The 12,992-nt window shown below is 34.4% G+C and carries 8 protein-coding genes; 6 read left to right on the top strand and 2 right to left on the bottom strand.

Translation table 11 applies throughout. From position 1 onward, the window contains the following. Positions 1-81: 81 nt before the first annotated feature. The 4 genes from AC0UBM_RS05555 (at position 82) to AC0UBM_RS05570 (ending at position 7,301) form a co-directional block, all read left to right on the top strand. Positions 82-1,491, top strand: a complete 1,410-nt coding sequence (locus AC0UBM_RS05555) for a glycogen synthase (RefSeq protein ID WP_414035909.1) — start codon at positions 82-84, stop codon at positions 1,489-1,491. Then, entirely contained in the window at positions 1,488-2,753 is a 1,266-nt protein-coding gene (locus AC0UBM_RS05560) for a glucose-1-phosphate adenylyltransferase (RefSeq protein ID WP_414035908.1), read from the top strand. Before AC0UBM_RS05555 ends, AC0UBM_RS05560 begins: the two co-directional genes overlap by 4 nt. Before the next feature lie 59 nt (positions 2,754-2,812). Beyond that, positions 2,813-4,723, top strand: coding sequence for a 1,4-alpha-glucan branching protein GlgB (gene glgB / locus AC0UBM_RS05565; protein WP_475687985.1), 1,911 nt, complete (start codon positions 2,813-2,815; stop codon positions 4,721-4,723). Positions 4,724-4,898: 175 nt separating this feature from the next. Next, positions 4,899-7,301, top strand: coding sequence for a glycoside hydrolase family 31 protein (locus tag AC0UBM_RS05570; RefSeq protein ID WP_475687986.1), 2,403 nt, complete (start codon positions 4,899-4,901; stop codon positions 7,299-7,301). Positions 7,302-7,356: 55 nt separating this feature from the next. On the opposite strand, the gene AC0UBM_RS05575 is transcribed toward AC0UBM_RS05570, so the two are convergent. Continuing rightward, positions 7,357-8,364, bottom strand: a complete 1,008-nt coding sequence (locus AC0UBM_RS05575) for a hypothetical protein (protein WP_475687987.1) — start codon at positions 8,362-8,364, stop codon at positions 7,357-7,359. A 109-nt stretch (positions 8,365-8,473) separates the two neighbouring features. Continuing rightward, the gene (locus AC0UBM_RS05580) at positions 8,474-10,309 is read right to left on the bottom strand and encodes a cation:proton antiporter (RefSeq protein WP_414035904.1); all 1,836 of its coding nucleotides are present in this window, start codon (positions 10,307-10,309) and stop codon (positions 8,474-8,476) included. Positions 10,310-10,460: 151 nt separating this feature from the next. Here AC0UBM_RS05580 and AC0UBM_RS05585 point away from each other — a divergent pair, with 151 nt between their 5' ends. Continuing rightward, complete coding sequence (locus AC0UBM_RS05585; protein WP_475687988.1) at positions 10,461-11,321, top strand: MBL fold metallo-hydrolase; 861 nt, start codon at positions 10,461-10,463, stop codon at positions 11,319-11,321. A gap of 14 nt (positions 11,322-11,335) precedes the next feature. After that, positions 11,336-12,952 (top strand): S8 family peptidase, encoded by a 1,617-nt coding sequence (locus tag AC0UBM_RS05590; RefSeq protein ID WP_475687989.1) that lies wholly within the window; start codon positions 11,336-11,338, stop codon positions 12,950-12,952. The last annotated feature ends 40 nt before the right edge of the window (positions 12,953-12,992 follow it).

Below are 12,992 nucleotides of genomic sequence, written 5' to 3' on the forward strand. Positions count from 1 at the left end.
TTTTTTAATAATAGATATAAATCATAATAACGGATTCAATTAATATTTTTAAATTTAGGGACAAATGCCATTTTATAAACTATGATTATCACTCATCTAAGTGCCGAATGTTATCCAATTGCTAAAATCGGAGGTTTAGCAGATGTATTAGGTGCGCTACCAAAATACCAAAATGAACTTGGAGCTACGGCTCAAGTTGTAATGCCTTTCTACAATAACAAATTCACTAAAACACATAAGTTTAAGCCCGTATATAACGATACTATTCTTATGGGTGAAACAGATTATGATTTTAGAATTTTAACCTTAGTAGATAATACTTTAGGTTTCGATATTTACTTTGTAGACGTTCCCGAGCTTTTGTATTCAGATTTTGTGTACACTTCCGATGATACAGAACGATTTTTAGCTTTTCAAATTGCAGCTTTAGATTGGATTGCTCAGAGTGAAACATTACCAGATGTTATTCATTGTCACGATCACCATACCGGTCTTATTCCTTTTATGGCTCAAGAATCGTACAGATATTCTATGTTAAGGAAGATTCCTGTAGCATTTACAATACATAATGCTCAATATCAAGGTTCTTTTTCTCACGATTTAGTGTATCTTATTCCTGAATTTAAATTCAGCCGTGTTGGTTTATTAGATTGGAACCATCTTATTAACCCCTTAGCTTGTGCTATAAAATGTTCTTGGATTGTTTCTACAGTATCTCCAAGCTACATGGACGAGTTAAAAGAGAGTGCCAATGGCCTAGAGACCTTATTAAGTAATGAGCATGCTAAATGTATTGGTATTTTAAATGGAATTGATACCGACGTTTGGAACACAGAAACCGATCCTTTAATAATTAAAAATTACAATCAGGATACGGTAGAAGCAGGAAAACAAGCCAATAAAGAATGGCTGTGTAACGAATTTAATTTAGATGTTAACAGACCCCTTTTTGCATTTATTGGACGTTTGGTAGAACAGAAAGGAGCCGATTTATTTCCTAAAATATTTTCAGAATCCTTATTTGGTAACGACATCTCTATTTTACTCCTGGGTTCTGGTGAAAAACATACGGAAAACGAACTTAGAAACCTTAAAACAAAATTTGGTGATAAATACAATGCTTTTATAGGTTACGACGAGAAACTCTCTCACATTATTTATGCTGGAGCCGATTTTCTATTAATGCCATCGCGTGTAGAGCCTTGTGGTCTAAACCAAATGTATTCTTTAAAATACGGTACTATTCCTGTAGTAAACAGCGTAGGCGGATTAAAAGACACGGTAGAAGATATTTTAGATGGCGGATTCGGAATTTGCCATAATTCGGCAACCGTTTCAGAAGTCTGTGAAGCCATTGAACGTGCTAACGCCTTCTACTACACCGATAAATTTAAACAAACTAGATCTGAAATTATGTCTATAGACCATTCTTGGCATGCCTCAGCTAAATCATATATAAACGTCTATAACTCATTAAATCCTTTTTTATGATGAACAACAAAGTATTATCAATAATTTTAGGTGGGGGTCAAGGTTCAAGACTCTATCCTTTAACAGAAGACAGATCTAAACCAGCTGTTCCTATCGCAGGAAAATACCGCTTAGTTGATATTCCTATTTCAAACTGTATTAACTCAGACATCAAACGTATGTTTGTCCTTACACAGTTTAACTCTGCCTCGTTAAACAAACATATTAAAGACACATACCATTTTAGTTTTTTTAGCTCAGCTTTTGTAGAAGTATTGGCTGCCGAACAAACCATGTCTAACAGTAATTGGTTTCAAGGTACAGCAGATGCCGTGAGACAAAGCATGCATCATTTTTTAAGAAACGATTTTGAATACGCTCTAATCCTATCTGGAGATCAGCTGTATCAAATGGATTTTAATGAAATGATTGAAAAGCATATACAAAGCGGTGCCGAAATTAGTGTCGCTACCTATCCTGTAAATGCTAAAGACGGGACATCTTTCGGAATTTTAAAAACCGATGAAAACAGTATGATTTCTTCATTTATCGAAAAACCTAACAGTGAATTAATTAAAGGTTGGGAATCTGAAGTAAGTGACGAAATGAAAGAAGAAGGACGTCATTATTTAGCGTCTATGGGTATTTATGTTTTCAATAAACAATTGTTAGTAGATTTAATGAACGACCCGTCTACTAACGATTTTGGTAAAGAAATTATACCACAAGCTATTGGTAAACGCCCTGTATATAGTTATCAATATGAAGGCTATTGGACAGATATCGGAACCATAGAATCTTTCTTTGAAGCCAATATTGGACTAACGGACGATATTCCTAAATTCAATTTATACGATAAAGATCAGCGTATTTATACACGTGCAAGAATACTTCCAACTACAAAATTAGCGGGAACCACATTAAACGAAGCTGTTATTGCTGAAGGTTGTATTATTCAAGCTTCAAAAATAGAAAAATCTGTAATTGGTATTCGTGCCCGTATTGGAAAAGATACCGTAATAACCAACGCCTATATTATGGGATCTGATTATTATGAAACTCTAGAAGAAATCGAGAAAAACCACATCCAAATACTTGTTGGTATCGGTGAACGTTGTGTTATTAACAATGCTATTATCGATAAAAACAGTAAAATTGGAGACGATGTAACTATTAATGGAGGAAAACATTTAGAAGATACAGAAACCGATCTTTATGTAATTAGAGATGGTATTGTAGTTATTAAAAAAGGAGCTATTATTCCATCAGGATTTGTACTTTAATTCCTTTTAATTATATTTTTTACTTCAATTAATATTGAAGCGATTTACAACATACTACTATGACAAAGGTTAAACCTTTTAGCTTATTTACTGACTTTGATATAAACCTATTCAAATCAGGAAAACATTACAATCTATTCGAAAAATTCGGATCGCATATTGTTACCTATGAAGGTGAAAAAGGGACCTACTTTTCGGTTTGGGCTCCCAGCGCGAAATCCGTCTCGGTAATTGGTGATTTTAACTTTTGGAACGCAGAAGAACATCCGCTATTTGTCCGTTGGGATTCTAGTGGTATATGGGAAGGGTTTATACCTAATGTTGGTAAAGGCTCTTTATATAAATATGCCATTACCAGCAATATTAATGACGTAAAAACAGAAAAAGCAGATCCCTATGCTGTGCGTTGCGAACATCCTCCAAAAACAGCTTCTATTGTTTGGGAAACCTCCAATTACACCTGGAAAGATAAAAGTTGGATGTCTTATAGAAGCGAGAAAAACGGACTAGATAGACCGTATGCGGTTTACGAAGTGCATTTAGGCTCGTGGATGAAAAATGTAGAAGAAGATCGTTTTTTAACCTATGCAGAGCTATCTAAAACTTTAGTAGACTATGTAAATGAATTAAATTTTACACACGTAGAATTTATGCCTATTATGGAGTATCCTTACGATCCGTCTTGGGGATATCAAATTACGGGTTACTTTGCTCCGACTTCTAGATTTGGAACACCGCAAGAATTTATGGGCTTAATAGACGCCTTTCACGATGCAGATATTGGAGTGATCTTAGATTGGGTTCCCTCCCATTTTCCTTCAGACGCTCATGGATTAGGAAATTTTGATGGGTCTAATTTATACGAACATCCAGATATTAGAAAAGGGTATCACCAAGATTGGAAGAGTTTAATTTTTAATTATGAACGTCCAGAAGTACGATCGTTTTTAATAAGTAATGCCGTGTATTGGCTTAAAAATTATCATGTCGATGCCTTACGTGTCGATGCTGTGGCCTCTATGATTTATCTAGATTATTCTAGAGAAGACGGAGAATGGGAACCAAATATTTATGGCGGAAATGAAAACCTTGAAGCTATTTCATTTCTAAAAGAATGTAACCAAGCCATATATTCTATGTTCGATGGTGTACAAACCATTGCCGAAGAATCTACAGCCTTTACCGGTGTAACCAATAAAGTTGAACATGGTGGTTTAGGTTTTGGTATGAAATGGATGATGGGTTGGATGCACGATACCTTAGATTATTTTAAGAAAGATCCGATTTATAGAAGTTATCACCAAAACGAAATTACGTTTAGTTTAGCGTATGCGTTTTCAGAACATTTTATGCTTCCTATTTCGCACGACGAAGTGGTGTACGGTAAAAACTCGGTATTGGGTAGAATGCCTGGAGACGAATGGCAACGTTTTGCTAATTTAAGGCTCATGTTAGGTTATATGTACACGCATCCAGGAACTAAGCTACTGTTTATGGGAGCGGAATTTGGTCAATATAACGAATGGAATTTTCAAACAAGTTTAGATTGGAATTTATTAGAATTTAAACCTCATATTCAGACTAAAAGCTACGTAAAAACCTTAAATACACTCTATAAAAACACACCTGCTTTATACGAAAAAGGATTTGCGCAGGCAGGATTTGAATGGATTAGTTATGACGATCATAAAAATGCAGTCATGTCTTATATTAGAAAAGGACATGACGAGAAAAACGATCTTATTGTTGTTTGCAATTTCACTCCGAACTACCACGAAAAATACGATATTGGAGTGCCTAGAAAAGGCAGTTTAGTAGAAGTTTTTAATAGTGATAGTTCAGAATTTGGTGGTGGTAACAATTTAAATACTAAAGCCATTAAAGTGAAAAAGAACACCACGAATAATAAACCATTTACGGCTACAATATTGGTACCGCCTTTAGCTATTTGTGTGTTTAAATATAAATAAAATTAGTAGTTAACATAACAAACGCATCATCCTGAAATCGCTTTCAGAGTGATGCGTTTTTGTTTTTAGCAGGTATTTATAGCACGCAATGGACTCCACACAAAAGAATTATAATGCCTCAACCGATATTTTGGAAAAAAATTATTAGGTTTATATACATCCCAATTAATAGCTTATGATTACTAATACCGAATTAGAACAGAAAGGAAACCAGTATCCCAATCATATCGTTTCTTACGAAAAAAACATAGATACACTTCATTTTAGGACTGAGAATGGTGTGGTGCTCCAACTTACAATTGTTCGAGATAGTATTTTACGTTTCCGATATGCTACAAATTGTAATTTCGAAAATGATTTTTCGTATGCCGTTTCAAAATATGCCAAAACAGGTTACAATTATTTAGATATTAAAGAAACCAAGGATATTTACATTATCACCACATCTAAGGTGATATGTAGAATCTTTAAAAGCAATCTAAAAGTGAAGTTGTTCGATGCTGTTGATAACACTTTAATTTGTCAGGATGAGATCGGATTTCATTGGGAAGAAAGCTACGAATATGGTGGTAACATTGTAAAAATGAGTAAAGTCTCTCACGACGGTGAAAGTTATTACGGCCTTGGCGATAAAGCAGATCATTTAAACCTAAAAGGGAAACGTTTCGAAAATTGGGTATCAGACTCGTTCGCTTATGGTAAATATACCGATCCCTTATATAAATCCATTCCGTTTTATACCGGTTTGCATCACGGCCGGTCTTATGGGGTATTTTTCGATAATACCTTTAGGTCCAATTTCGATTTTTCTCATGAACGCAAAAATGTAACTAGTTTTTGGGCTGTAGGTGGCGAAATGAATTACTACTTTATTTACGGACCGAAAATGAACGATGTGGTCTCAAAATATACAGATTTAACAGGAAAACCTCATCAATTACCACCCATGTGGACTCTTGGCTATCACCAATGTAAATGGAGTTATTATCCGGAGGCTAAAGTCAAAGAAATCACCTCAACATTTAGAGCATTACAAATTCCTTGCGATGCGATTTATTTAGATATCGATTATATGGAGGGCTTTCGCTGTTTTACCTGGAACAAAGAGTATTTCCCTGATCCGAAACGCATGGTTAAAGAATTAGCCGAGGACGGATTTAAAACCATCGTTATTATTGATCCTGGAATTAAAATTGATCCAGAATATGCCATTTTTAAAGAAGGTTTAGACAACGATTATTTCTGCAGACGTGCCGACGGACCACATATGAAGGGAAAAGTATGGCCCGGACAGTGTGTTTTTCCAGATTACACAAATAAAGACGTGAGAGCCTGGTGGGCCGATTTATTTAAGGAACTCGTAGAAGATATAGGTGTAAAAGGTGTTTGGAACGATATGAACGAACCTGCCATTATGGAAGTTCCTAACAAAACCTTCCCGGACGATGTGCGTCACGATTACGACGGAAATCCGTGTAGCCACAGAAAAGCACATAATATTTACGGCATGCAAATGGCCAGAGCAACCTACCAAGGATTAAAGAAATTTGCTTACCCTAAGCGTCCGTTTGTAATTACTAGAGCCGCCTATGCAGGCACGCAACGCTACTCCTCGACTTGGACAGGAGATAACGTGGCCACGTGGGAACATTTATGGATTGCCAATGTACAAGCACAACGTATGGCCCTTTCGGGTTTTTCGTTTGTAGGAAGTGATATTGGAGGCTTTGCAGAACAACCAAATGGCGAGTTATTTACACGCTGGATTCAGCTTGGGGTATTTCATCCGTTTTGCAGAACACATTCTTCTGGAGATCATGGCGATCAAGAACCTTGGATGTTTGGCGACGAAGTTACAGATATAGTCCGTGCGTTTATAGAATTACGATACCAGCTTCTGCCCTATTTATACACGGCTTTTTGGCAATATTTAGACGAAGGTATACCAATATTAAAATCGCTAGTACTCTTCGATCAAGACGATATACAAACCCATTACAGAACAGACGAATTTATCTACGGCAACGATATTTTAGTTTGTCCTATTTTAGAACCAAATTCCAAAGGCAGACGCATGTATATTCCACGTGGAAATTGGTATAACCATTGGACTAACGCACTGGTAAATGGTGGCAGAGAAATATGGGTTGATGCCGATTTAGACACCATGCCGATTTTTATAAAAGAAGGTACCATCATTCCAAAATATCCGATTCAGCAATATGTAGGCGAACGAGAATTTGACGAAATCACTTTAGAAGTCCGCTACAAATTAGGAAAAGAACAATCCCTGTTATTTGACGATGCACATGATGGATACGATTATACAAAAGGACGCTATATTTTGAGTAAATTTAAACTCACTGGTAAAGCAAACGAATTAATTATAAACCAACATACCACAGGCACTTTTACAACGCCTTATACGCGCTTTAAATTGAAATTTATAGGGATTCCTTTTGAGATGACTAAAATTGAAATTGATAATGTAGAAATTAACATTGAAACTTTGGAACGAAGTAAAATAACTCAAGAATTAATTGTAGATAAAACCTTCACAGAAATACATATGAGGTAGGTCTTAGTTTGAAATTAAAACGTAAATATTCAAACAATCTATGAAAAGTAATCTTTTAATTACGCTTAAATTTAGATAAAAACAGTAGTCCTTTTATAGTAATTAAGTTTAATGGTAATTCTAATAAAACATGCAAATAACTTAGAAAAAACAGAGCAATTAAACCTATCTTAAAATCATAGATATACAAACCTACAGATGCCACCCAAATTAAAAGTATTAGTAAAACTTTCTGTTTAGAAATAGTATCCTTCCATCCTATTATTGATGTCTTTGAAAACCAATTCAAATAATGATAGGTATAAGCAAAAGCTATAAAAATTTCAATTCTTATCCCTAATTCCGAAAAAGGAAGAAACTTATCGTCTTTAAATCCGTTTAAAAGTTTAGAAACAATTTCACTCAAACTTATCATGTCAGTATTAAAAAAAGTTTGAATGGTTTCTTCTGAAGGATTATAGTTTAAATACTTAACCGGTATATATGATATAATAAAGGGAATGGTAAATAATATAATGCCTAAATAAAACCCATATTTACTCCTAGATTTCAATGCACCATAAAAAATGAAAAATAAAGTAAAAACGTAAACATGAATTAAAGTTGGTAGCAATGCTCCTATTATAAAAAAAGGTTTAGGATAAAAGGTAATGGTGATAAAAGAAAAGAATATTATAAAAACAAGAGCTCTGACTACACCCTTATTGCTTTTCAAAAAAATTAAACTTATTGCAAATAAAAAACCTATTAATAAAAACAGTTTTGTTTTCCCTTTTAATAGATTTATAACATATTCTGCCGATTCAGTTAATCCCAAACCACTAAACTGAACAATAGGATAAATGCTAATTAAGATGGTTAAAACAATTAATATAATTGACCAATTTTTATGCGATGATATAAAATAGTTCTTTTGATGGAGCCAATTTATTTCTGTAAGATAATGTAAAGGCCCTAAAGCGGCATAAGAGAATATAAACAGTTCAAAAGGAATTTTAATAGCAATAAATAATGATATAAATATGAGAAAGATATTAAGAATATCTATTTTACTTGCATTCATTAAATACCTCTATTTATTTACTCACAACATGTTACAAAACAAGCAGTAATCTCCGTTAATACTTCGTATTAAACATTATCTCTTTTACTATAACATCTTGTACTAAATCCTACATTTTCTCAACATCAAAAGGTTTTCCGATGTACACTAATTTAAATCCAGGTTCTATAATATGCTTCTCCTTATTTGAAGCCGAAATAATATCTAGCACACCCTTATTGTTTTTAATAAAAATAGGAATAATATCTGCGTCGGCATCGCTAATTTTTAACAGGCTTATAAAGTGAGATTTGTCTTTTATTTCAATTTCATTAACTGCTGGAAATTTACGAGCGACTTCACTTAATGAATTAAAATCATCGGATTGCGCAAATAAACCTTCTCTCGGTAATTTATCGCTATTGCTCATTTCGTCGGCTGTTAATAACCTAAACGATCCATTTTCACCAAATTGTTCACCAAATTTATTTATAGCATACGTATTAATATCGGCACTTGCGGTTAATGCCATAAGATACCCGACGTCGTTTAATTCGATATTATCCATTAAGGTATCCGAATAAATATTGGTATTAATCCCTTCTAATCCAAGTTCTTCACTCTTCTTAATATTTTCTTGGTTACTATCTATTAACACCACATGTCGTCCGTTTTCTTCTAAATAATGACCTATAAGACGAGAAAGCTTAGAAGCTCCTACAATTAAAATACCTTCAGATTTTTTCAAGAATACACCAATAAGCTTGGCAAACATACGTGCTGTTGTGGCATTTAATAATACTGTTCCCAACACAATCATGAATACTAATGGGGTAATATATTCGGCATCTGGAACGCCACTTTTAGCCAATTTTAAACCAAATAAGGAGGCAATACCTGCCGCTACAATACCACGTGGTCCAACCCAACTAATAAATAGTTTTTCATTGAATTTTAGAGTCGATTTATACGTACTTAAAAACACGGCTATCGGACGAATAATAAAGACTACAATCGCAAATAAAACAGCTGTATTCCAATTAAAAATAAGTAACAAATCGCTCATGTTAATATTGGCAGCCAATAAAATAAATAAGATTGAAATTAACAGAACACTAAGCGATTCTTTAAAATAAAGTAATTCTTTTAAGTAAGCCGATTTAGAATTTCCGAGTACCATTCCCATAACAACCACGGCTAAAAGTCCCGATTCGTGCGCAAAAGAATCTGATAATACAAAAACACCTAAAACAGATGCTAAGGCAAACACATTTAATAAATAATGAGGAATCCATTTTCGGTTAATAATCGTGTTTAAAGCATGTGCAAATGTAAATCCAAAAGAGAATCCGAATAATACAATCTTTCCAAACTCAATAAAAGCCCGCTTAGTAAATTCACCTCCAGCGTCTACACTAATAAATTCGAATACCAAAACGGCAATTAATGCTCCAATAGGATCAATTAAAATACCTTCCCATTTTAACACGGCAGAAACATCTTTAGGTAACGGAATATTTCTTAAAATGGGTGTAATTACCGTAGGTCCGGTTACAATGATTAATCCGGAAAACAAAAACGACATTTCCCAACTTAAGTAAAACGTATAATGCGCCGCAATGGCCGCACCAAAAAACGTTACGGCTGCACCAAGGGTAATTAATTTTGTAATTGACGGTGCTACATTTTTAATCTCGCTTAATTTTAGAGTCAAGCCACCTTCAAATAGAATAATACTTATGGCCAGCGACACAAAATAAAACAAGCTTTCTCCTGGAAATAAACCTTCTCTCCCATTCCAAATAGGTTCTATCCATTTAGAGCCATCGTCAGAGAAAAATTCGGCGGCAAACGGCCCTACCAATAATCCAATAAGAATTAAAGGTAAAATAGCCGGAATCTTAAATTTCCAAGCCACCCATTGTGCTAATATTCCTAGTATGATTATCCCCGCTAATTCTAACATGTATTATTTTTTCAAAGGTTGAATATATAAAAGTTTTGGGTTAAATAATGTGCCGGTAGGCTATTTTATGTTAAAAAAGAGCTAATAAAAATTGAGAATTCATTAAAACTGCTACACTCTTTTTAACTTTACACTGAAAAATTTATAAACCATGAAATTATATCCCATTGAAACTGGTAATTTTAAGCTAGATGGCGGTGCTATGTTTGGCGTAGTTCCTAAAACCATTTGGCAAAGAACAAACCCGGCAGATTCAAATAATTTAATTGATATCGCCGCGCGATCTCTATTAATTGAAGATGGTAACAGGCTTATTTTAATAGACACTGGAATGGGAGACAAACAATCTGATAAGTTTTTTGGATATTATTCGCTTTGGGGTAACCATTCTATAGATGCATCACTTAAACAATATGGATTTCATAGAGATGATATTACCGATATCTTTTTAACACATCTACATTTTGATCATTCTGGAGGATGTATTCAATGGAATAAAGACAGAACCGGTTACGAACCGGCTTTTAAAAATGCTCATTTTTGGAGCAATAAAGACCATTGGGCTTGGGCCACTCATCCCAACGTTAGAGAAGGTGCTTCTTTTCTTAAAGAAAATATTATTCCCATGGAAGAAAGTGGTCAATTAAAATTTACAGGACTTCCAAAAACCGATATCTTAGAAAATAGCGAATTGGGATTCGATATACTATTTGTCGATGGCCATACCGATAAACAAATGATTCCTCAAATTAAATACAAGGATAAAACCATAGTATTTATGGCCGATTTATTACCAACTGCAGGACATATTCCATTGGCCTATGTGGTGGGTTACGACACCAGACCGCTGATAACCCTTGGCGAGAAAGAAAAGTTTTTAAAACAAGCTGCTGATAATAATTATTACCTATTTTTGGAGCACGATGCTCATAACGAAATTATCACACTTCAACACACAGAAAAAGGTGTGCGTTTAAAAGATACGTTTACGTGCAACGATATATTTAATTAACATACAAATAACTCATGAATTTTATTAAACCTATTCTAATTTCTGCCTTTGCTGCAACTATTTTAACGAGCTGTGGTGGTGGAGCAAAAGTATTATCTACACCTATTGAGAATATAGATACTGCGCCATTAAAAGTTTCAGATTTAACTGAAACAGAGCAACACAATTGGGGACACTTAGACCTTATTACCGATACAATTCCAGGTATGAGTGTCGATAAAGCTTACTCAGAAATTATTAAAGATAATGCTGGAAAAACTGTAATTGTTGCAGTAATTGATTCCGGAATAGATATTGAGCACGAAGATTTAGATGGTGTTATTTGGACAAACGAAGATGAAATTCCAGGTAACGGTATAGACGACGATAAAAATGGATATGTAGACGATATTCACGGGTGGAACTTTTTAGGAGATACTTACGAAGAACAATTAGAATTTGTACGTATACTAGCTAGTGGAGACACCTCTAACCCTGATTACGAAAGAGCTCAGAAAGAATACGACGAGGAGTACGGTAAATTTATTAACTATAAAACACAGTACGATCAATTATTACAACAATTGAAAGGTGCAGACGAAACTATAGTTGCTAAACTTAACAAAACCGACTATACCTTAGCCGATCTTGAAAGTATTACCGCTGGTGATAACGAAGAGTTAGCAACAGCTACAGCCATGGCTAAATATATTTTAGGTCTTGGTTTTGATGATATAAGTGCAGCTAAAAAAGAATTGAAAAATGGAGCAGAAAGCATTTCAGATCGTTTAAACTATAACCTTAATATGAAATTTGAGGGTAGAAAAACAGGCGATGATATCGATGATTTAACCGATATTGGTTATGGAAATGGAAACGTAATGCCAACTGAAGATTCTGAAAGTCATGGTACACACGTTACAGGAATAATTGCTGCAGAACGTAACAATGGTTTAGGAGCAAATGGTGTAGCAAATAATGTAAAAATTATGAGCTTAAGAGTTGTTTCTAACGGAGATGAATACGATAAAGATGTTGCTTTAGGAATTCGTTATGCTGTAGACAATGGTGCTAAAGTTATTAACGGAAGTTTTGGTAAATACTACTCGCCACATAGTGACTGGGTACAAGATGCTATTAAATATGCGGCAGATCACGACGTATTATTAGTTATGGCTGCTGGAAATGAAGGCATGGATTTAGATAAAGAAAAACATCACTATCCAACAGACAATACTAACAACGGACCAGAAATTTCAGATAACTTTTTATCTGTTGGTGCATTAGCTCCTAAATACGGACCAGAAATGGTGGCTGGTTTCTCTAACTATGGTAAAATTAATGTAGATGTATTTGCTCCTGGAGCAGAAATTTACTCTACGGTACCTGGTAGCGATAAATACGATACCAAAGGAGGAACATCTATGGCATCTCCTGCAGTTGCTGGTGTTGCTGCGTTAATCCGTTCTCAATATCCTAAATTATCTGCTTCTCAAGTGAAGCGTGTAATCATGGATTCTGGATTACCTATTAAAATTAAAGTAGTTGTTGGTGGAGATGCTAGCAACGAACAATCATTTACAAATTTATCTGTTTCAGGTAAAATGGTTAATGCGTATAACGCATTAATTATGGCTTCGAAATTAAAATAAAAACATTTAATTAATTGAAACCTCATCAACTAAAACTTGA

The organism is Formosa sp. F44, from assembly GCF_056238645.1.